Origin of the sequence: Mesorhizobium kowhaii, from assembly GCF_042431665.1 — a bacterium.
GTDB lineage: Bacteria > Pseudomonadota > Alphaproteobacteria > Rhizobiales > Rhizobiaceae > Mesorhizobium > Mesorhizobium kowhaii.
This window is the reverse complement of the sequence record NZ_JBHLYT010000008.1, coordinates 40570-59985: the sequence shown is the minus strand read 5'-3', so window position 1 is coordinate 59985 and position 19416 is coordinate 40570. Positions and strand designations below refer to the sequence as shown.

At 65.2% G+C, this 19416-nt stretch carries 27 protein-coding genes and 1 pseudogene; 16 read left to right on the top strand and 12 right to left on the bottom strand.

The features are described 5' to 3' along the window. Nucleotides 1-282 precede the first annotated feature (282 nt). The 7 genes from ACFFNA_RS10020 (at nucleotide 283) to ACFFNA_RS09990 (ending at nucleotide 5246) form a co-directional block, all read left to right on the top strand. A complete protein-coding gene (locus ACFFNA_RS10020) occupies nucleotides 283-618 on the top strand; it encodes an ArsR/SmtB family transcription factor (protein ID WP_378917827.1) in 336 nt (111 codons plus the stop codon). Next, nucleotides 615-1109 (top strand): SRPBCC family protein, encoded by a 495-nt coding sequence (locus tag ACFFNA_RS10015; RefSeq protein WP_378917825.1) that lies wholly within the window; start codon nucleotides 615-617, stop codon nucleotides 1107-1109. The genes ACFFNA_RS10020 and ACFFNA_RS10015 overlap by 4 nt, the downstream gene beginning before the upstream one ends. Continuing rightward, nucleotides 1099-1917 carry an alpha/beta fold hydrolase gene (locus tag ACFFNA_RS10010; RefSeq protein ID WP_378917823.1) on the top strand — a complete coding sequence of 273 codons (819 nt, stop codon included), beginning with the start codon at nucleotides 1099-1101 and terminating at the stop codon, nucleotides 1915-1917. The genes ACFFNA_RS10015 and ACFFNA_RS10010 overlap by 11 nt, the downstream gene beginning before the upstream one ends. Nucleotides 1918-2005: 88 nt before the next feature. After that, nucleotides 2006-2761 (top strand): pseudouridine synthase, encoded by a 756-nt coding sequence (locus ACFFNA_RS10005; RefSeq protein ID WP_378917821.1) that lies wholly within the window; start codon nucleotides 2006-2008, stop codon nucleotides 2759-2761. A gap of 169 nt (nucleotides 2762-2930) precedes the next feature. Next, entirely contained in the window at nucleotides 2931-3677 is a 747-nt protein-coding gene (locus ACFFNA_RS10000; protein ID WP_378917819.1) for an SDR family NAD(P)-dependent oxidoreductase, read from the top strand. A 42-nt stretch (nucleotides 3678-3719) separates the two neighbouring features. Beyond that, nucleotides 3720-4766, top strand: coding sequence for an RNA polymerase subunit sigma-70 (locus tag ACFFNA_RS09995; protein WP_378917817.1), 1047 nt, complete (start codon nucleotides 3720-3722; stop codon nucleotides 4764-4766). Nucleotides 4767-4844: 78 nt separating this feature from the next. Further along, a complete protein-coding gene (locus tag ACFFNA_RS09990; RefSeq protein ID WP_378917815.1) occupies nucleotides 4845-5246 on the top strand; it encodes a VOC family protein in 402 nt (133 codons plus the stop codon). Between the two features lie 128 nt (nucleotides 5247-5374). Here ACFFNA_RS09990 and ACFFNA_RS09985 read toward each other — a convergent pair whose 3' ends face one another. The 3 genes from ACFFNA_RS09985 to ACFFNA_RS09975 form a co-directional block, all read right to left on the bottom strand. Continuing rightward, the gene (locus ACFFNA_RS09985; protein ID WP_111543269.1) at nucleotides 5375-5605 is read right to left on the bottom strand and encodes a GDCCVxC domain-containing (seleno)protein; all 231 of its coding nucleotides are present in this window, start codon (nucleotides 5603-5605) and stop codon (nucleotides 5375-5377) included. A gap of 128 nt (nucleotides 5606-5733) precedes the next feature. Then, nucleotides 5734-5916 (bottom strand): hypothetical protein, encoded by a 183-nt coding sequence (locus ACFFNA_RS09980; protein WP_111543268.1) that lies wholly within the window; start codon nucleotides 5914-5916, stop codon nucleotides 5734-5736. Nucleotides 5917-6173: 257 nt separating this feature from the next. Next, entirely contained in the window at nucleotides 6174-6755 is a 582-nt protein-coding gene (locus ACFFNA_RS09975) for a histidine phosphatase family protein (protein WP_378917812.1), read from the bottom strand. Nucleotides 6756-6854: 99 nt separating this feature from the next. Here ACFFNA_RS09975 and ACFFNA_RS09970 point away from each other — a divergent pair. Together ACFFNA_RS09970 and ACFFNA_RS09965 are read left to right on the top strand one after the other, a co-directional pair. Next, nucleotides 6855-7016 (top strand): annotated as a pseudogene (locus tag ACFFNA_RS09970) (universal stress protein); the annotation flags it as partial. 163 nt (nucleotides 7017-7179) lie between these two features. Then, on the top strand, nucleotides 7180-7449 hold the full coding sequence (locus ACFFNA_RS09965; RefSeq protein ID WP_378917810.1) for a type II toxin-antitoxin system TacA family antitoxin: 270 nt from the start codon (nucleotides 7180-7182) through the stop codon (nucleotides 7447-7449). An 88-nt stretch (nucleotides 7450-7537) separates the two neighbouring features. On the opposite strand, the gene ACFFNA_RS09960 is transcribed toward ACFFNA_RS09965, so the two are convergent. Beyond that, nucleotides 7538-7840: a hypothetical protein gene (locus tag ACFFNA_RS09960; RefSeq protein WP_378917808.1), complete on the bottom strand. Its 303-nt coding sequence runs from the start codon at nucleotides 7838-7840 to the stop codon at nucleotides 7538-7540. Nucleotides 7841-7962: 122 nt separating this feature from the next. Here ACFFNA_RS09960 and ACFFNA_RS09955 point away from each other — a divergent pair, with 122 nt between their 5' ends. From ACFFNA_RS09955 to ACFFNA_RS09925, 7 genes are all read left to right on the top strand, one after another. Continuing rightward, nucleotides 7963-8424, top strand: coding sequence for a LysR substrate-binding domain-containing protein (locus tag ACFFNA_RS09955; RefSeq protein WP_378917806.1), 462 nt, complete (start codon nucleotides 7963-7965; stop codon nucleotides 8422-8424). Nucleotides 8425-8581: 157 nt separating this feature from the next. Further along, entirely contained in the window at nucleotides 8582-9088 is a 507-nt protein-coding gene (locus ACFFNA_RS09950; RefSeq protein WP_378917804.1) for an Lrp/AsnC family transcriptional regulator, read from the top strand. After that, nucleotides 9085-10245 carry a saccharopine dehydrogenase family protein gene (locus tag ACFFNA_RS09945; RefSeq protein WP_378917802.1) on the top strand — a complete coding sequence of 387 codons (1161 nt, stop codon included), beginning with the start codon at nucleotides 9085-9087 and terminating at the stop codon, nucleotides 10243-10245. The genes ACFFNA_RS09950 and ACFFNA_RS09945 overlap by 4 nt, the downstream gene beginning before the upstream one ends. A 105-nt stretch (nucleotides 10246-10350) precedes the next feature. Then, a complete protein-coding gene (locus tag ACFFNA_RS09940) occupies nucleotides 10351-11139 on the top strand; it encodes an ABC transporter substrate-binding protein (RefSeq protein ID WP_111543261.1) in 789 nt (262 codons plus the stop codon). Between the two features lie 156 nt (nucleotides 11140-11295). After that, nucleotides 11296-11967, top strand: a complete 672-nt coding sequence (locus ACFFNA_RS09935; RefSeq protein ID WP_378917800.1) for an amino acid ABC transporter permease — start codon at nucleotides 11296-11298, stop codon at nucleotides 11965-11967. Then, nucleotides 11964-12638 carry an amino acid ABC transporter permease gene (locus ACFFNA_RS09930; RefSeq protein ID WP_378917798.1) on the top strand — a complete coding sequence of 225 codons (675 nt, stop codon included), beginning with the start codon at nucleotides 11964-11966 and terminating at the stop codon, nucleotides 12636-12638. Before ACFFNA_RS09935 ends, ACFFNA_RS09930 begins: the two co-directional genes overlap by 4 nt. A gap of 26 nt (nucleotides 12639-12664) precedes the next feature. After that, entirely contained in the window at nucleotides 12665-13408 is a 744-nt protein-coding gene (locus tag ACFFNA_RS09925) for an amino acid ABC transporter ATP-binding protein (protein WP_378917796.1), read from the top strand. Nucleotides 13409-13518: 110 nt separating this feature from the next. Here ACFFNA_RS09925 and arsK read toward each other — a convergent pair whose 3' ends face one another. The 8 genes from arsK to ACFFNA_RS09885 all read right to left on the bottom strand — a co-directional run bounded on the left by arsK (nucleotide 13519) and on the right by ACFFNA_RS09885 (nucleotide 19399). Further along, nucleotides 13519-14760: an arsenite efflux MFS transporter ArsK gene (gene arsK / locus ACFFNA_RS09920; RefSeq protein ID WP_378917794.1), complete on the bottom strand. Its 1242-nt coding sequence runs from the start codon at nucleotides 14758-14760 to the stop codon at nucleotides 13519-13521. Next, nucleotides 14753-16180 carry an NAD(P)-binding domain-containing protein gene (locus ACFFNA_RS09915; protein WP_378917792.1) on the bottom strand — a complete coding sequence of 476 codons (1428 nt, stop codon included), beginning with the start codon at nucleotides 16178-16180 and terminating at the stop codon, nucleotides 14753-14755. Before ACFFNA_RS09915 ends, arsK begins: the two co-directional genes overlap by 8 nt. A 44-nt stretch (nucleotides 16181-16224) precedes the next feature. Next, complete coding sequence (locus ACFFNA_RS09910; RefSeq protein ID WP_378917790.1) at nucleotides 16225-16545, bottom strand: ArsR/SmtB family transcription factor; 321 nt, start codon at nucleotides 16543-16545, stop codon at nucleotides 16225-16227. 63 nt (nucleotides 16546-16608) lie between these two features. Continuing rightward, nucleotides 16609-17031, bottom strand: a complete 423-nt coding sequence (arsC, locus tag ACFFNA_RS09905) for an arsenate reductase (glutaredoxin) (protein WP_378917788.1) — start codon at nucleotides 17029-17031, stop codon at nucleotides 16609-16611. Continuing rightward, nucleotides 17028-17717: an aquaporin gene (locus ACFFNA_RS09900; RefSeq protein WP_378918052.1), complete on the bottom strand. Its 690-nt coding sequence runs from the start codon at nucleotides 17715-17717 to the stop codon at nucleotides 17028-17030. Before ACFFNA_RS09900 ends, arsC begins: the two co-directional genes overlap by 4 nt. Nucleotides 17718-17790: 73 nt before the next feature. Continuing rightward, on the bottom strand, nucleotides 17791-18123 hold the full coding sequence (locus tag ACFFNA_RS09895) for an ArsR/SmtB family transcription factor (protein WP_378917786.1): 333 nt from the start codon (nucleotides 18121-18123) through the stop codon (nucleotides 17791-17793). Between the two features lie 173 nt (nucleotides 18124-18296). Further along, nucleotides 18297-18995 carry an RES family NAD+ phosphorylase gene (locus ACFFNA_RS09890; protein WP_378917784.1) on the bottom strand — a complete coding sequence of 233 codons (699 nt, stop codon included), beginning with the start codon at nucleotides 18993-18995 and terminating at the stop codon, nucleotides 18297-18299. Beyond that, a complete protein-coding gene (locus ACFFNA_RS09885) occupies nucleotides 18989-19399 on the bottom strand; it encodes an antitoxin Xre/MbcA/ParS toxin-binding domain-containing protein (RefSeq protein WP_378917782.1) in 411 nt (136 codons plus the stop codon). The genes ACFFNA_RS09890 and ACFFNA_RS09885 overlap by 7 nt, the downstream gene beginning before the upstream one ends. Nucleotides 19400-19416: the final 17 nt, after the last annotated feature.

Below are 19416 nucleotides of genomic sequence, written 5' to 3'. Positions count from 1 at the left end.
AGCTGGTCGCCGCTGTTGAAAAGTGCCTCCCATCGACGTCAGCGCGGGGATGCTAACCCAGGGTCAACACTTTGCGCAATAATCGATGCAACGGAACTGTTGAGCAAATTATCGGAATTATCGGATTTTTGGCGCGGGCAACGCCTTGCCCTTCGCGGGCCGCCTTCAATGTGTGAGCTTTGCGCGATCATGACGAACACCCCGTTTCACGCTTTTCTCGGTTGACGCAGCAAGTGACGTCTTTTATAGAACCAAATAGTTCCAGAACTAATTGGTTCCACAATGGCAATTCAAATATCCCTCGACGACACATTCGCCGCCCTCGCCGATCCGACGCGTCGGGCCATTCTTGCCCGGCTGCTCGACGGCGAAGCCTCGGTCGCCGAACTGGCGCAACCTTTCGCGCTGACCGTGCGGGCAATCTCCAAGCATGTCGGCGTGCTGGAGCAGGCAGGCCTGGTCACCCGCAGCCGGTCGGCGCAGAAGCATCTGAGCCGCATCGAGCTCAAGCCGCTGTGCGACATCGACCGCTGGCTGGACGGCTATCGCAAGCTTTGGGAAGGCCGCTTCGACCGCATGGAGGACTTGCTGCGGCGCGGCACGGACAAACCGGAATGAGCGCGCCCCAGGCCTCGGCCGCCGACCGCAGCTTTGCCATCCAGCGGGTTTTCGACGCCCCGGTCGAGCGTGTCTTCCGGCTGTGGACGGATCCTGTGCTGGTGGCGCAATGGTGGGGCATCAAGGACTGCACCATTCCGCATTGTGTGCTTGACGTACGCATCGGCGGCCGCTGGTGCATCGACATGTTGACCGCCAGCGGCGCGCTCTACCGCAACCAGGGCAGCTATCTCGAAATCGTTGAGAACATCAGGCTGATTTATTCCGACGAGCCGGATCCCGAATTGCGCGAATGGGCCGGCAAGCCGCCGGGGCAAAGCCGCCATACGGTAACCTTCACGCCGGATGCGCGGCGAACCCACGTCCATTTCGAGGTGACGCTGGCCAGCGTCGCCGACCGCGAGCGCCTGCTGGCGCTCGGCATGCGCGGCGGCTGGACGCAAAGCTTCGACCGGCTCGAGCAGCTGATAGGAGGCAGCCATGCTGGCTGAAGGGCCAACGACGCAAGCCGTCCTGTCGCGGGATGGAACGCCGATCGCCTGCGAGCGCCGTGGCCAGGGCCATCCGCTCATCCTCGTCGACGGCGCGCTCTGTTCCCGCACCATGGGCCCGAGCGGTCCGCTGGCCAAGGCGCTCGAAGGCAACTTCACCGTATTCCGCTACGACCGCCGTGGCCGTGGCGACAGCGGCGACACCGCGCCCTACGCGGCCGAGCGCGAGGTCGACGACATCGAGGCCGTGCTCCAGGCAGCCGGCGGCGAGGCTTTCGTCTGGGGCATGTCGTCGGGCGCCATGCTGGCGCTGACGGCGGCAACCCGCCTGCCCGGCATCAGCAAGCTGGCGCTCTACGAGGCGCCACTGGTCGTCGACGACAGCCGCGAGACCACGCAAGGCGACTGGGCAACGATCCGGGCCGCGATCGCGGAAGGCCGGCGCGGCGACGCCGTGACCGCCTTCCTCAGATCGGTCGGCATGCCCGGCCTGCTGATTGCCTTCATGCGGCTGACGCCGATCTGGCGCAAACTCAAGGCGGTGGCGCACACACTGCCCTATGACGGCGCCATCGTTGCCGGCGATCAGCTCGGCAAGACGCTCGACCCTGCCCGCTGGGCCTCGGTGCGCGTGCCGACGCTGGTGACCGATGGCGGCAAGAGCCCGCTCTGGATGCAGCATGGCAACAAGGCGCTGGCCGAGGCGCTGCCCAATGCCCGCTATCGGACGCTGGCCGGCCGGAACCACATGCTGAAACCCACTGCGCACGCGCCCGTGCTGACGGCGTTTTTCAACGGGCGAGAGTAGCACCCCACCGCCCACTCGCCGCATCCGGCTTGCGAAGCCGTCATCGCCCGTGGCATCTGTCTGACACAACGGACCGATCCGCAGCAGCATGGCAGCACGACCACCACCACCCGCCGGAAAGCCGGCCAGGCTACCCGGCGTCAGTCTCAACCGGGCGCTGTCGAAGCTCGGCCTGTGCTCGCGCACCCAGGCAGAGCTGCTGATCGCGGAAGGCCGCGTGCGCGTCGGCGGCAAGGTGGTGCGCAATGCGGCCCTTCGCGTCGACCTCAACCGCGACCGCATCGTCGTCGACGACCGGCCGGTGGTTGCCGAGCGCAAGGTCTATCTCATCCTCAACAAGCCGCGCGGGCTGGTCACCACCCGCGACGACCCGCAACAGCGCGACACCGTCTATGCCTGCCTCGACGGGCTCGACCTGCCCTTCGTCTCGCCGGTTGGCCGGCTCGACAAGGCGAGCGAAGGCCTGCTGCTGATGACCAACGACACCCAGTTTGCCAACCGGCTGATGGACCCGGCCTCGCATCTGCCTAAGACCTATCACGTGCAGATCGGCACGGTGCCCGACGCGGCGATGCTGGAGAGATTGCGCGCCGGCGTGACCATCGACGGCGAGACCCTGACCACAAACGCGATCGAGCTTTTGCGCAGCGGCGGCCGCACCGCCTGGCTGGAGGTCGTGCTCGACGAGGGTCGCAACCGCCACATCCGCCGCCTGCTCGCCGCGCATGACATCGAAGTGCTGCGCCTGATCCGCATCGCCATCGGCCGCCTGCCGCTCGGCGACCTCGCCAAGGGCACGGCGCGGCACCTGACGCCGGAGGAGTTGGCGCTGCTGGCGGGGTGAGTGAACAACTCAAAGGCTGCGCTCTGTGGCACTCGACGGCGGGTGCTGGCTTCTTCAACCGCGACACCTCGGAAAAATCTTTACCACCCACCGATGATTTCCGCTCACCCGCGCTGTCCTGATCTACAGGCGGTGGAATGGTCCAGACGCCGGACAAGCGAGGTGATCCATGGGATCGTTACAAGGTCAGAATGTCGTCGTCGTCGGAGGCAGCCGGGGTGTCGGCCGCGCGATCGTCGAAACCGTGTTGAGCGAAGGCGCGACGGTGCTCGCCGTTGCCCGCGGGGCAGCCGATTTGAAAGAGCTTTCCTGGGAGACGTCAGGCGTCAAGACGCTGGCGGCCGACGCCACGCAAGAGGCGGCGCCCGATACGGTGTTCGCAACACTTCAGCCGGACGTGCTGGTGATCTGTGCCGGCGCCCTTGCCCCGTCAGCACCCGTGCAGGACCAAAGCTGGGAGGACTTCTCCGCGAACTGGGACATGGACGTCAAGGCGTCGTTCCTGTTTTGCAAGGCCGCACTTCAGGGCCGGCTGAAGCCGGACAGCCGGGTGGTGCTGATCTCCAGCGGCGCAGCACTCAGCGGCGGCCCGCCGAACTCCGGCGGCTATTCCGGCGCCAAGCGCATGCAGATGTTCCTTGCCGCCCATTGTCAGAAGGAAGCGGACCGGCTTGGCCTTGGCCTGCGCTTCATGGCGCTGGTGCCGATGCGGATCATGCCGGGCACCGGCGTCGGCCAGCGCGGTATCGACGGCGTCTCGGCCTATCTCGGCATCAGCCCGGCGGATTTCCTCGCCAGCATGACCGACATGCAGACGCCGGCCGATGTCGGACACGCCGTGGTCACGCTCGCCGGCGGCAAGCTGCAAGGCGTCTCCTTCACCGTCAGCGGCAGCGGACTTGCGGCGGCGGCATGAGGCGCGCAGGATGCCAGTCGAATTCAACACAGTGGGCTCGATATGACAGACGCTCCCGGCCCGCTTGAGCCATTGGGCGAGCAAGGCCAGCCGATCCTCGATCGGCTGGCCTTCGAGCGCTTGACAATGGCCCACCGCCGCGCGCTCAAGCTGCACTGCTACCGGATGATGGGTTCGCTGCACGAGGCCGACGACCTCGTCCAGGACACGTTCCTGAAGGCATGGCGCGGCCGGTCGCAATTCGATGGGCGCGGCTCGCTGCGCGGCTGGCTCTACACAATCGCCACCAACAGCTGCCTCAACGCCATCAAGGCGCGGTCATCAGCGCAGCGCATTGTCGCGCCGCCCGGACGGCCGCCGACCGAAGGACGCGCCGCCGCCGGACCCGCCGCCGAGCTCGCATGGCTGGAGCCCTACCCGGACACCGAGCTGCCGGACCTCGTCGACGGCGAGCCTGGCCCGGAAGCGCGTTACGAGACCCGCGAAGCCGTGCAACTCGCCTTCGTCGCCGCGATCCAGTCTCTGCCGCCGAGGCAGCGCGCCGCCCTTTTGCTGTGCGACGTGCTGGGCTGGTCGGCGCTCGAGACCGCGCAATTGCTTGGCGGCTCCACCGCCTCGATCAACAGCGCCCTGCAGCGCGCCCGCGCAACGCTTGGCGAGCGCTATCCGCAGGGGCGTCCGCTGCAGCGCTCGCGCCCCAACAGCGAGGAAGGCCTGCTGCTCGAACGCTACATGCAGGCCTGGCAGGCCGCCAATCTCGACGGCTTCATCGAATTGCTGCGCGAGGACGCCACCTACCACATGCCGCCATGGCGGGACTGGTATCAGGGACGCGAGGCGATCCGCGGTTTCTTCAAGACTGTCTGGGGCAATTTCGCCGGCTACCACGCGGTCGCCACCAGGGCCAACGGCCAGCCCGCGGTCGCGATCTACGCCCGCCGCCACCAGGATCCCGAATGGCGCGCCCAGTCGCTGCATGTCATCGAGCCGGCCGACGGCGGGATCGCCTCGCTGACGGTCTATGTCGGCCCACTCGGCCCCGACCTTTTTGCTCCCTTCGGCCTGCCGCCTGTCTGGCCCCACTCCTGACGGTAAGCTGTCAGGAGCCCTGGCCTATAAGGCGATCACGGGAGCCCGGCGGCGGCTCAGCAATCAGGGAACAAAACAATGAATTTCGTCTCCGTCCGCATCATCACGTCAGACGTCCAGCGCCTCGTGCGCTTCTACGGCGAGATCACCGGCATGCCCGTGACGATGTACACGGAAGACTTCGCCGAACTGGCGACACCGGCCTGCACGCTGGCGATCGGCAGCACGCGCACCTTGCAGCTGTTCGGTGGCGACGTCGCCCGCCCCGCCGACAACCACACCGCCATCATCGAATTCCGCGTCGGCGACGTCGATGCGGAATTCGCCAGGCTGTCCGACACCATCAAGGACGCAACCGTGCAGAAGCCGACCACCATGCCCTGGGGCAACCGCTCGCTGCTGTTCCGCGACCCGGATGGCAATCTGGTGAACTTCTTCACGCCCGTGACCGCCGAGGCGATCAAGAAGGTCGACAAATAGCTGCCGATGGCGACCCTGCCGCAGGTCGCCCCAGCTGTCGCGCCTTTGGCAAACCAGGCGCCTTGCGGCGGTGGGTCAGTTTGAAATTCAACGCTCGATCATGCGCATGACGCGCACGGCATTGCCAACTACGCCGGCGGAGGCTTCTGGCCGTTAGCAACGGCGGTCACGGCTATTTCCTGAAGCGGCGGGCATGGCAGATCGGCATATGAGCAGAAAACGCAGCAATCACCCGCCAAGGGCTTCAAGAGCACGCCGCAGTTTTTGCATTCGTAGAAGTGAACGCAGGCGTCGGTCGGCATCGTTTCCACAGACTGATGTCCGCACTCAGGGCAAGTAAGGGTGCTCTCAAGCTTCATTGCCACTCCTAAGCACTGCGATCGTGGCGAATTTCAAACTGAGACACTGGCCTTCACGATCACTTCAATGGCATTGCCGATCACGTCGGCGGGCGTTTTGGCCCTTAGGTCCAATTGGCAGCTATTCGTCACCCTGCCTTGCTGAAAACGACCGTGCCGTCGTCTTTGCGAACCTCCACCGCTACAATGCCGTCCTCCAGCTTTCGAGCGGGGAAAGTCGCCATGGCGTGATCCCTCGCAGCCTTCTCGGCATCGAATGGCGTCTTTGCCACAATGCCTGTTTTCCCATACCATATGACAGTGAAGGCCATGGCCGATCCTATGCCGTGCACTAAGCATATAGGAGATCGGAGATGCGACAACGGATCGATGTCGATCAAAGTGCAAGCCGACACCGCGCACTTTTCTAAAGCGCGTCGCGTCGAAACGGATTCATGCGCCGCGCTTTAAGTCTTTGTTTGTATGCATGTCGTTGTCTCAAAACCGGGGCCACTTTTGAGCGACATGCATTAGGCCACGTCGAACCATTTGGTCGCGGGACAGCTTTGGCAGTTGGCGCCTGCGCCCCCTACTTCTGGTTCCATTTGCGGATGACCGGCTCGGTCAGATCGTGCTCATAGCCGAGCGCGCTGATGCTTGCGGTGTCCAGCACAAACAGCGCGCCGCCTTCCGGCGGCAGGCCGATCCAGCGGGCCGCCAGCACGCGCAGGAAATGCGCGCTGGAAAACACCAGGATGCTGGCATTGGCCTTGCGCAGCGCGGCGACGATTGTATCGGCCCGTGCGCCGACATCGGCCGCCATCTCGCCCTTCGGGCAACCATCGCGAAACACGTTCCAGCCGGGCCGCTCGGCCAGGATCTGTTTTGTCGTCAGACCCTCATAGGCGCCGTAGTCCCACTCCTGCAAATCGTCCTTCTTGACGCTCTCGGCACCAAAGCCGGCCAGCACGCTGGTGTTGTAGGCACGCTGCGACGGGCTCGACCATACGGCCGAGAACGACAGGCCCCTCAGGCGGTCCGCCACGCCGCGCGCGGCGGCCTCGCCGGCCGGCGTCAGCGGCATGTCGGTGCGGCCGGTGTGCTGCCCCGAAAGGCTCCACGCCGTCTCGCCATGCCGGACCAGATGGATCTGCGGAAACGTGCTGCTCATACGGGTGCCCCTCAAAGTTGCCGGCACCTTAGATGACGATCTGTCGAAGGGGAATCCGGCTGACGCGAAAGTGTGTGGTCGCCTGGCCTGGTCGGCAACGTGCGCGCTGTGGTGGTGCATATCGAGGACAAAAAGCCCTCCGAAGCGATCCTGGAACTGTCGCAGGCCGAAGGCTGCGACCTGATTGTGATGGCCTCGCATGGCCGCCGGGGACTGGGCAGGCTGCCGTTGGGCAGCCAGACCGCCGAGGTGCTGTCCTAGACCGAGATCCCGGTTCTGGTGGTTCGCTAGGGTCAGCCGCAGATGACGGGCTCTATTGAGCCGTTGCGCCATGCTCGCTTGCCCGCAGTGACATTGTCATCGCGATCTGCTGTGTCTGGACGATGAAAGGAGCTGTCTATCCATGCCAACGTCACATTAACCGTTGCCGAAGAGCGTTCCGCTTAATATCCGCGTCAAGCCGGAAGTTCGCACCCTGATTGACCGGGCAGCAGAGTTGCTCGGCAAGAATCGGACGGACTTCATGCTTGAAGCGTCGCAACGGGCCACCGAGGAAGCGTTGCTTGACCGTCCCGTGTTTACCGTCGAGCCGGATATCCACGCTCCGTTTCTGGCACGTCTCGACGCGCCGCCGCAACCGAACGAGCGATTGCGCCGTACCATGACGACAAAGGCCCCGTGGGACGCTGCGTGACGCTGTCGGATCCGGTTTCACTCGCCGAGGCCCGGTCGTGCACCTCAGCCGCAGTCACCTCTATGCGTGGTGGTGGGTCTGTTTGAATCTATGAGTTAAAGTCCGTGACAGGCGTCGCATAGACGACGATCGCGTATCCGTCTTGAAGGGCTGCCTCTGCGGCATGTCGCAAAACGTCATCGCCTATTGAAGAAACTTCAACTGCCAACGTCTTTGCGTCCCGCACCTCGATATGCTGCCAGCCACAGGTGACAAGATGCGTTGGCGTTGAGCATAACGCCGACTCCAGACTATCGGTGTTGGCAAAAACCAAAAGCGCGCGGCGCTCCCCATCGATAAATTGTTGATGCCCGTCTGCGCAGGCTACCAATTTCAGCACATGAAGGCTCATTTTGTCAGTCTGCCATTTTCTTGTACGGCCGGCGGGGGCTGTAGCTGATCCAACGGATAAGTCTACAGCACCACCTCCCCCGCGAGATAGACCCCAGCGCCAGCAGCCCGATAAAGAACACTGTGCGAAAGGTTTCGACGCTCATCCGCTGGCGCAGCACCTGGGCTGGCCTTTCGCATCTCGAGCAGAAACCGTTCTTCATCGACCGCCTGGTGGTGATCGCAGCGCGGAACTGGCCCGGCCTCGAAGGCCGTACAGCAAGCCTCGCCGACATTCTCGGTGAATCCTTCGTCGGGCTCAGCACCGGTCATGCGCTGCAGGAGCACATCACGCGCCAGGCCGCCCGCCTTGGCGGCCATCTGCATATCCGCATCCGCGTGCCTGGCCTCGACAATGTCTGCCGGCTGGTCGCGCAAGGCGCGGGCATCGGCATCGTGCCGGAAAGTGCGGCGCGCGGGTCGGCACGCACGCTGCGCAGCCTGCGGCTGACCGACGACTGGGCGACGCGCCAGCTCAATCTCTGCGCCCGCCGCTTCGACGAGCTGACGCCACAAGCGAAATTGCTGGCCGCCGCACTGGTCTGAAGCCACGCCAGCGGCCGCAACCCCGCGCCGGCCGGCGCCGACATATCCCCATCAGCGTGGAATCATTGCCTTGCATTTCAAAAATTCGTGACGTAGCTTGTTTGCACATTGGCAAAAAAAATGCCTGAATTTTTTCTTTTTATGAAAGACAAGGCCTTTGCGGGAACATCTCGATCTGACCGATCGGCGGCTGGTCAAACAGCTGTCGCAGGACGCGCAGCCGGGCATCAACCGCCTCGCCGAGATATTGGCGATTTCGGTGCCGACGGTGCGCACGCGCCTGCGCAACCTGCTCGACCGCAACCTGCTCAAGGTCGTCGGGCTTTTGAACCTGACCGAGCGCCCCGAGCTGATCTCGGCCATTGTCGGCATCAATGCGCAAGGACGCGGCCGGGCCCGCGAACTGGCCCAGCGCATTTCCGAACTGCCCTTCGTCAACTCGGCCTCGGTGGTCACCGGGCGCTTCGACATCATCGTCGACGTGACGGTGGCCGGTGACGTCGCCGATCTCTACCGCGTCACCAGCGAGCTGATCCCGGGTGCCGGCGAGCCGGGCGAAGTCGTGCGCAGCGAGACCTTCGTCGTCATGGCCTCCTGCAACAAATGGGTCAGCCTGCCGGAAGGCTGCTGGTCGGACGACAGCGTCCGCAAGGAGCCGGCATGAAGATCGCGGTTCTCGGCGGTCTCGGCCTGCAAGGCCGGGCGGCGATCGCCGATCTCGTCGCCAGCGGTGTCGAGGACGTGGTTTGCGTCGACACGGCAGCGGATGGTGCGGCTCGGCTTGACGGCCTGACCGACCTTGCCCGCGTGCGCTTCGTGGTACCGCAAGGCGCGATCGGCCCCGCCCTGGCCGGCGTGCTGGCGGATGTCGACGCCGTCATCGACCTGTTGCCGCAGCCGCTGATGCGCGAGGCGATCCAGGCCGCGATCGCAACGCGCACGCCGCTGGTCACCACCAATTACGGCAAGGCCATCGCCGACCTGGCGCCGGCCGCCGAACAGGCCGGCGTCTCGATCATGACCGAATGCGGGCTCGACCCCGGCATCGACCTTGTGCTCTACGCGCGCGCCGCAAGGCAGTTCGATAGCATCGCCGCGATCGATTCCTATTGCGGCGGCATCCCCGAACCGAAGGCGATGGCCAAGCCCCTCTGCTACAAGGTGAGTTGGAACTTCGACATGGTTCTGGTCAGCCAGAACCGCGACAGCGTGATGATCGATGACGGCGAACGCGTCGCGGTGCCGGCCGGCCAGCAGCATGACAATCCCTTCATCCATGAGATCGAGGTCGCGGGCCTGGGCCGGCTTGAAGCCTTCCCCAATGGCGATGCGCTGCACTATGTCGAGATGCTGGACGCGGCAAAAGGGCTGCGCCGCTCGGGCCGCTATACGCTGCGCTGGCCGGGATGGTCGGCCTTCTGGGCGCCGCTGAAGGAGCTCGGCTTCCTCTCCGAAGACAAGGTGCCCGGCACCGGCTCCAGCCCACGCGAATTCCTCGGCCGGCTGCTCGGGCCGCAATTGCAATACGGCCCCGGCGAAAAGGACCTGTGCGTGATGCGCAATGTCTTTTCCGGCCTCGAAGGCGGCCGCCGCAAGACGGTGACGTCGGACCTGATCATCGAGCGCGACCTGGCCTCCGGCCTGTTCGGCATGAGCCTCGGCGTCGGCTACCCCGCCAGCATCGTGGCGCAGATGCTCGCGCGCGGCGACATAACCAAACCTGGCCTGCTCAACCCGCTGCTCGATGTGCCCGAGGACCGCTTCTTCGACGAACTGGCCCGGCGCGGCATCACGGTTGCCGAGACTGTGACCTGGGACTGAGAATTTTCGAACGGTGGCCGCCGCCGGCAACGGCGCTGCCGCTCAAAAAGCACCCCGAAGGGTGAAACAACAACGTGGAACAATAAAACAAGGAGGAATGCCAAAATGAAGATTGCCAGACTTTTCATCGCCGGACTTGCACTCGCCGGGCTCACCACCGCTGCCAGCGCCGGAACGCTCGACGACATCACCAAGCGCGGCGAACTGCGCGTCGCCGTGCAGACACAGGGACCGCCCTTCTCGCTGGTCGGCGCCAATGGCGAACGCACCGGCAGCTCGGTTGAACTGGCCGAACTGATGGCCAAGGAAATGGGCGTCAAGATCACCTTCCTCGACTTCGACTGGGACGGCCTGATCCCGGCGCTGCTGTCGGGCAAGGCCGACCTTCTGGTTGCCGACATGACGCCGACGCTGGCGCGCGGCATGAAAGTCGCCTTCACCAAACCTTACATGTATACGGGCAGCACCGTCTTCACCAAGGCCGACAGCAAGTTCAAGACCACCGAGGACTGCAAGGCCAAGGGCACCAAGATCGCCGTACTGCTCGGCGCCACCGGCGAGAAGGAGGCCAAGGCCGTCTTCACCGATGCCGACATCAAGAGCTACAAGGGCGGCGGTCCGCTGCTGCTCGACGCCGTCAACAATGGCCAGGCCGATTGCGGCGTCAACGACGTCTCGGCGGTGACAGGCCAGTCGACCGCCTATCCGGCCGGCACCTTCACCATCATGCCGGAGCTTTTGTCGAAGGAGCCGCTTGCCTTCGCCACCCGCTATGACGAGCCGGACCTGCTGGTCTGGATGAACCTGTTCCTCGACCAGGTCAGCATCGACGGCCGCCTGCAGAAGAACCTCGACTACTGGGTCAATTCCGACGCCTGGAAGAAGGATCACTAATGCATGTCGCCCAAAAGTGCGTAGCGGTTTTGGGACAACGACATGCATGAAAACAAAGAGTAAGCAGCCATAGAACCCGGGCGGTTTCGCGCGCGTCTTGAGCGCCGCGAAGCCGCCTGGACTTTCGCTTCGCCCGCTTTGGGGAACCGCCCAGCGATGCTCGAAAATTTCAGTTTCCGCACCATCGTCGAATACCTGCCTCTGTTCGGGCAGGGCCTGGTCACGACCGTGTGGCTGTCGGCGCTGTCCTTTGTCGGCGCGCTCGCCGTCGGCATCGTGCTGTGCGCCATGAACCTGCAGCGCGGCTGGCTGTTTCGCACGCCGGCCAAGGCCTATATCGACGCCGTGCGCGCCACGCCCTTGCTGGCGCAGCTCTATTTCCTTTATTTCGGCCTGCCACGGCTCGGCTTCGTGCTGCCCGAGTTGGTCGTCGGCATCCTGGCGCTGTCGCTGAACAGCGGCGCCTATGTCGCCGAGATCATTCGCGCCGGCATCCTGTCGATCCCGCGCGGCCAGGTCGAAGCCAGCGTCGCCTCGGGCATGACTTATGTCCAGCGCATGCGCCTGGTCGTCCTGCCGCAAGCCTTCAAGGTGACGATCCCGCCGCTGCTCGGCCAGGCGATCGTGCTGGTCAAGGATTCCGCACTTCTGTCGCTGATCTCGGTTGCCGAGCTGACCCGCGCCGGCCAGCTGCTCGCCTCCGACCGCTTCATGCCGGCGGAAGGTTTTCTCACCATCGCCGCCTTCTACCTGCTGCTCTATTACTGCCTCAAGGGGCTGGCTGCTCTGTCCGGTCGCTGGCTCGGCACAGCGGGGGCGCGGACATGATCTGGCAACAGTTCCTCAGCCTCGCCGGCAGCTATCCCTTGGCGCTGCGCGGCCTCGGCATGACGGTGGTGCTGTCGCTGATCAGCCTGGTGCTGGGCACGCTGCTCGGCTTCGGCCTCGGCATCTTGCGCACCGGCAGCAACCGGCTGATCGCCAGCGTCATCGGCGCTTGGGTCGACCTCATCCGCGGCACGCCGTTCCTGGTGCAGATCTTCCTGATCTTCTTCATCCTGCCGGAGTTCGGCATCGAGCTCGATGCCTTCACCGCCGGCATCATCGCACTGACCAACCTTGCCGCCTGCTTCATCTGCGAGATCGTCGCCGCCGGCATTCGTTCGGTGCCGACCGGCCAGGTCGAGGCGGCGCTTGCATCCGGCCTGTCGCGCTGGCAGCGCATGCGCCAGGTGGTGCTGCCGCAGGCGATGCGCATCGTGCTGCCGCCACTGGTCGGGCAATATGTGCTGCTGATCAAGGATTCTTCGGTCGTCTCGGCGATCGGGTTGACCGACCTCACCCGCGTCGGCTGGCTGGTGGTGCAGCGTGTGCCCAACGGCCTGCTGGTCTTCTTCCTCGTCGGCGTCGGCTATTTCATCGTCTGCTATCCCCTGATCATGCTCGCCCGCCGGCTCGAGCGCCGCATGGGCGCGGCGCATGGCGAGGTGCAGCTGTGACATCGAACCCCAAAGGTCCGGCAAATATGACCAAAACCGGTATGATCGACTTTCGCGGCGTCAACAAATGGTTCGGCGCGCTCAACGTGCTGAAGGACATCACGCTCAGCGTCGAGCCGCGCGAAGTGGTGGTCGTCTGCGGTCCGAGCGGCTCCGGCAAGAGCACGCTGATCCGCTGCGTCAACGGGCTGGAGGCGATCAAGGACGGCGATCTCGTCGTCGACGGCCAGCGCCTCGGCGATGCCGCCACCAACATGACGCAGCTGCGCACCGAGATCGGCTTCGTCTTCCAGTCGTTCAACCTCTATCCGCACAAGACCGCGCTCGAGAATGTGACGCTGGCGCCCATCCATGTCCGCAAGATCCCGCGCACTGAAGCCGAAAAGGCCGGGCGCGAATTGCTGGCCAAGGTCGGCCTGGCCGACAAGGTCAACGCCTATCCGGCGCAGCTCTCCGGCGGACAGCAGCAGCGCGTGGCGATTGCGCGTTGCCTCGGCATGCGGCCCAAGATCATGCTGTTCGACGAGCCGACCTCGGCACTCGACCCCGAGATGATTTCGGAAGTGCTCGACGTCATGGTGGCGGTCGCCGAGGAAGGCATGACCATGATGGTGGTGACGCATGAGATGGGCTTTGCCCGCAAGGTCGCCCAGCGCGTGGTGTTCATGGACGCCGGCGCCATTGTCGAAAGCGGCACGCCGGACGAGTTCTTCTCGCACCCCAAGACCGACCGCAGCCGGGCCTTCCTGAGCAAGATCCTGCGGCATTGAGCGTCCAGGCTGGAGCATGATCCCGAAAAGTGGAATCCGGTTTTCGGAAAAAATCATGCTCAAACAAGAAGATAGAGCCCCATCCCGATACCATCGGGATGGAACAGGCTCTAGCTCGCCTCTTCCGGACTGCCGCCAATCGCAAATGCCACCCGGCCGTCGCGCCGCCTGAGCAACGCGATGGCGAAAAAAGCGATGACGCCGCTCGCGGCGACGACCACCAGCACCCACAGCGAATTGGCGACGGATGTCCGCGCCATCATGAAGGCGAGCGCGAACGGCGCGAAGGCCGAGGTGAACTGGCGGGCAGCGCTTGCCCATCCCAGCCGCGCGCCATAGCCTTCGCGGCCGAAGAGCTCGAGCGGCAAGGTGCCGCCGACAATGCTGGTGAGACCGGAACCGAGGCCGAACAGCAGCACGAACAGGAAGGCGCCGGGCAGCCATGGCGTGGTCAGCAGCAGCGTGCACAGCCCGGCCGTGAGCAGCAACGCGGCAATGACGGCGAGATGTGTTTGCTGAAGGCGCCCGCCAAACAGCATGTTGATCAACCGGCTGGCGACCTGCGCCGGCCCGAACAGGGTCGAAACGAAGAGACCGGCCGCACCGAGCCCCAGTGCCGCCGTCAGCGGCACCATGTGGATGAGGATCGCCGACAGCACGAAGCCCTCGGTGGCGAACCCCGCCAGCATCAACAGGAACGCCGCCCGGCCGCGCCGCGGATCGAGCGGCGCGGCCGCTTCATGGGCCGGCCCGCGCTCTTGCGGCGTGGCCGTCGCGTGACGGCGCGACAGCCGCATCAGCCAGGCGTGGATCGGCAGGCAGAGCCCGAGATTGAGCGCGGCGAACAGCAGATACACCTCGCGCCATGTCAAATCCGCATGCAGCGCCGAGGTCAGCGGCCAAAACAGGGTCGAGGCAAACCCGGCGATGAGCGTGAGGTGGGTGATGGAGCGTTGCGGTCGGGGCACCCCGATCTGCACGATCGCCACGAAGGCGGCGCTGTAGAGGACGAAGCTGGAGGCCAGCTCCATCGCCAGCAATGCCAGAACGAAGGTCACGCGGCCGGGCGAGACGGCGCACAGCGCCAGCGCGACGGCTGCCGCGACCGAGCCGATGGTCATGATGCGCCCGGCGCCAAACCGGTCGGCCCAGCGCCCGGCCGTGGGCGCGAACAGGCTGCCGGCAAACAGCGAGGCGGACAAGGCGCCGAACACCCACCCTTCCGCGAGGCCGAATTCCCTGGCCATCGCCGGCGCCAGGATCGAGAAGCTGTAATAGAGCGTGCCGTAGCCGATGATCTGGGTCAGCCCTAGTCCCCAGATCGCCTTGCGCAGGACAGACCGGTCAGGCATCGGCGCGTACGGCCTCCGTCGCCTTGGCGCCAACCGAGGGGCGGCCTGTCGCGCAACCGCAGCCCGACGCGCCCTTTGCCTTGGCGTTCGCGTCCTCGATGCAGCAGGCATCGACGTTGGCGGGCGCAGGCCCGCCGCAGCAGCCTTCGCTGTCCGATCCCGTCACGACGTCGGCGCTGCACACGCCGGTCTCCGGCAGCACCAGCCGCACCTCGCGGGCCGCGACATGGTCTCCGGCAATGTCGGCGACCACCGAGCAGACCTGCTCGTAGCCGGTCGCCATCAGGAACGTCGGGGCGCGGCCGTAGGATTTCGAGCCGACGATGGTGAAGCCGGGTTCGGGGTGCGCCAGTTCCCTTATGCCATGCGCGGGAACCGTGCCGCAGGAGTGGAAATTCGGATCGATCAGCGGCGCCAGCGCCGGCGGCGCTTCGACGGCGGGATCGAGCGCGATGCGGATTTCGCCGAGGAACGACAGGTCGGGCCGGAAGCCGGTGGTGACGACGATCCGGTCGACGGCAAGGCTGAACGGCTTGCCGGCCAGGGTCGCGTCGACGGCGAGCCCCTCGCCCTGCCTCTCGATGCGGTTGACGGCGAAGGCTGCCAGCATGTTCAGCCGTCCATCCGCCATCGCCTGCTTGGCGGCGAGGCCAAGCGCGCCACGTTCCGGCAACTGGTCGTTCAAGCCGCCGCCAAGCAGCCGGTCGACGCTGGCATGACGCAGCGCCCAGAAGATCTCGGTGCCCGGTGCTGCGTCCTGCAGCTCCATGAGCGCCAGGGCGACATTGATGGCCGAGTGCCCGCCGCCGATGACGAGGACACGCTTGTCCGCATAGCTGTCCCTGGCTTTGCCGACCACGTCGGGAATGCCGTAGGCGATGCGCCCGCAGGCCCCGCCTTCGCCGGCAACCGGCAGCCCGTCGACACCGATGGGGTTTGGCCGCGACCACGTTCCGGAGGCATCGATGACGGCGCGCGCGAGAACGCGGTGCTCGCCGCCGGTATCGCGATAGCGGATGACGAAGGGAGCGTCCTTGCGGCCGTCATTGGCGACCTTGTCATGTCCCTGACGGGTGATCGCGGTGACCTCGGCGCCGAGCTTCAGGTTGCCGGCGATCCCGGGAAGTGCGGCAAGCGGCGCCAGATAGTCGCGCACGATCTCACCACCGGTCGGCAGGCCGCGCATGTCCGGCGCCGTCCAGCCGGAGCGGTCGAGCAGCGCCCGTGCCGCCGCGTCGATATTGTATTGCCACGGCGAGAACACCCGCACATGGCCCCAATCGAGCAGTGCAGCGCCCACGCTTTCGCCGCGTTCCAGGATGAGCGGACGGATGCCGCGTTCGACGAGATGCGCGGCGGCGGCGAGGCCGACCGGGCCTGCGCCGATCACCGCGACGGGAAGATTTGCCATCATGTCCATATGTTCGATCCTTCCGGTATCTTCGAATTACAGAGCAAAAAAAATCAGGCCAGCGCCTTGCCGACGGCAGGCGCGCAGGTGGCATCGGCGCAGCACTCGTCGGCGAGATAGCCGATCAGGGCATTCATGCCGGGATAGTTGGCGCGGCAGATCAGCGTCGTCGCTTGCCGCTCCTGCGTGACAAGGCCGGTGTCGACCAGCCGTTTGAGGTGATGCGACAGCGTCGAGGACGGGATGTCGAGCTTGCCCTGGACGCTGCCGACGGGAAGCCCACCGTCACCGGCGCGCACGAGGATGCGGTAGAGCTGAAGCCGCGTCGGGTTGCCGAGCGCTTCAAGCTGGGCGGCTGCTTTTTCGAGTTTCATGGAAGTAAGCTACGCGGCGCCTGTCGAGTCGTCAACCCAATTTCGAAAAATATGGAAATACTGTCAGCCGGCCCGCTTGCCCGAGGCGTCGAAGACCACCTCGCCATCCTCCTTGGTAAACGCGCCGATGTCCGGGTTGGGCAGGATATCCAGCACCTTTTCCGACGGCCTTGCCAGCACGACGCCGAGCGGGCTCACCACGATCGGCCGGTTGATCAGGATCGGATGCGCCAGCATGAAATCGAGGATCTCGTCGTCGGACCATTTCGGGTCGGCGAGGCCGAGTTCGGCATAGGGCGTGCCCTTCTCGCGCAGTAACTCACGCGGTGTCATGCCCATGGCTGCGATCAACTCGACCAGCCTTTCGCGCGCCGGCGGCGTCTTCAGATATTCGATCACCTCCGGCTCCTCGCCCGACTGCCGGATAATGGCCAGCGTGTTGCGCGAGGTGGCGCAGGCCGGATTGTGATAGATGGTGATGGTCATTTCGCGGCTTTCATCTGTCTGGTTGGTTTCGGTTCGGCAAGCAGCCAGCCCGCCAGGGCCATGGCCAGCAGCGCTCCCAGCAATTCGGCGGCTACGAAGCCCGGCAGGTCGATCGGGCGGATGCCAGAAAACGTGTTGGAAAAAGCGCGGGCGATAGCGACGGCCGGATTGGCGAAGGAGGTCGAAGCGGTGAACCAGTAGGCCGCCGTGATGTAGAGCCCGACCAGCCAGGGGATCGCGTCGGAGCGGAAGCGCAGGCCTGCCAGGATGGTGAAGACAAGGCCGAAGGCGGCGACTGCCTCCGCGAGCCACTGCCCGGTTCCGGTCCGCACCGTCGCGGAGGCTTGCAGGATCGGCAGTTCGAACATGGCGTGGGCCAGAAACGTCCCGGCAATGCCGCCCGCGACCTGGGCGATGACATAGGCAAGCGCCGCGTTCGCCTCGATCTCGCGACGGAGCGCGAATACCAGCGTGACGACGGGATTGAAGTGCGCCCCCGAGATCGGTCCCAGGATCGTGATCAGCACGACGAGGATCGCCCCCGTCGGCAAAGTATTGCCCAGCAATGAAACGGCGACGTCGTGCGTCAGCCGGGCGGCCATGATGCCGGAGCCGACCACGGTCGCGACCAGCAGCGCGGTTCCCAAGGCTTCCGCGACGATGCGGCGCGGCAGATCGGCCGCCATAGCCTTCAGCCAGCCTTCGGCAGATTGCGGCCGATCTCGTCCAGACGCTTCCGGATCGCTCATCGGCGGGCTCCTAGCAATCACAGGTCACGGCGTTGATGACGGGACGGCAGAGCTCCGGCGCGCCGTTGCAGCAATCTTCCATCAGATAGGCCAGGAGGTCACGAAAGCCGGTCATGTCGGCGACGTAGCGCACGATCCGGCCGTCGCGTTCGGGATGGATCAGCCCGGCATGGGCCAGCACCTTAAGATGCGCCGACATGGTGTTCTGGACCGTCTCAAGCCTTGCAGCGATCTCGCCCGCCGGAATGCCTTCCGGACCGGCGCGCACGAGCAGCCGGAAGACATCCAGCCGCGTCTCCTGGCCAAGCGCCGCCAGCGCATTCAAAGTTCCTTTTTTATCCATATATCCGAATCCTTGGATTTATGGATATCGGCTTTCTCGCGACCTGTAAAGTGATCCCGAGCAGCCGCCTTGCAGATCGGATGCCGAGCCGGCGGCAAGCGAGTTTTTGTCGGCAGGAATCCTGAGTGACGGACGGCTGACCGTGACCGGCTTTCCGCCCCCGTGCCTTGCTGTCAGGTGACGGCCAGCACCTTGCCCGTATCGTGCTCGCGCACGAAATCCACGCGGGCGCCGTCCCAGTGATAGCTGTAATGCCGGCCCTGGACCGGAATGGTGATGGCGTCCGGCCAGAAGATGCCGATGCAGCCCCCGCCCGGCATGCGCACGCTGTTCCACACCAGCCCGTCGCTGCCGGTCGCCCGCAGCGCCCGCCCTTCCGCTTGCGAGGCGGTGTAGTCGTCGGGATCGAGCACGCCGGGCACCGCGTTCACGTCGTCGAGGTCGCGGTCGACGCTGCCGACCAGCACGCGGAAATCCGCCGTCCAGCCCGGATCCTCATTGGTGGCGCGCATGAATTTCTGATGGTGGTGGATGGTCTCGGCGAGCGCCACCTCTTCGCTGTCGCCGGCATAATAGAGTCCGTAACTGCCATCCGAGAACCGGCCCGGCCGCAGGGTCGAACAATGCACGAAGGGCGCCATCACGAAGCTGGCGCCGGGGCCTGAAATCCTCCGGGCGGCCGACACCTTGCCGAGATCGCCGATTTCGAGCCGGATGCGCGGGTTCGTCTTCTCCTCGACGGCGGCCAGTGCCTCCCAGTCGCGCGGGTCGGCAATATCCTCGAACAGGTCGATCGGCGGATGGATGGAGCGGATGATGCGGAAGGTCTGGTGCCAGTGGACGCGGCGACGGACCGCTAGCCCACTCACCATGCACCACGCTCCGCATCAAGCCATTCGCGCATCGCGGCAAGGTCGGCGATCTCTCCGCGCAGCATCAGGTCGAGCGCCGATTGGCCGCCGAAGATGGCATTGGGCTTGCGGATCCAGGCATAACCGCGCGCCGGCTCCGTAAAGAGGTAGCGCAGGCCTTTGTGGATGCCCATCAGGTGCGCCATGCGGGTGCGCAGGTCGCGGTCGATCCTGCCGACGCCGCCTTCCTTCCAGCGTGCCCAAGTGCGCGCCGACATGCCGCCGAGCAGGATGCAGGCCTCCAGGTCGGTGAGATTCCAGGCCTTGAACAGGTTGATGGTGGTGCGCGCCAGCGCGCCCGCCTCGTCGTCGGTGATGACGCTTCCCACCGTGGCCGGTGTGGTGACTATGGGCTGAAGCTGCATTTTTGCTCCTCACAATT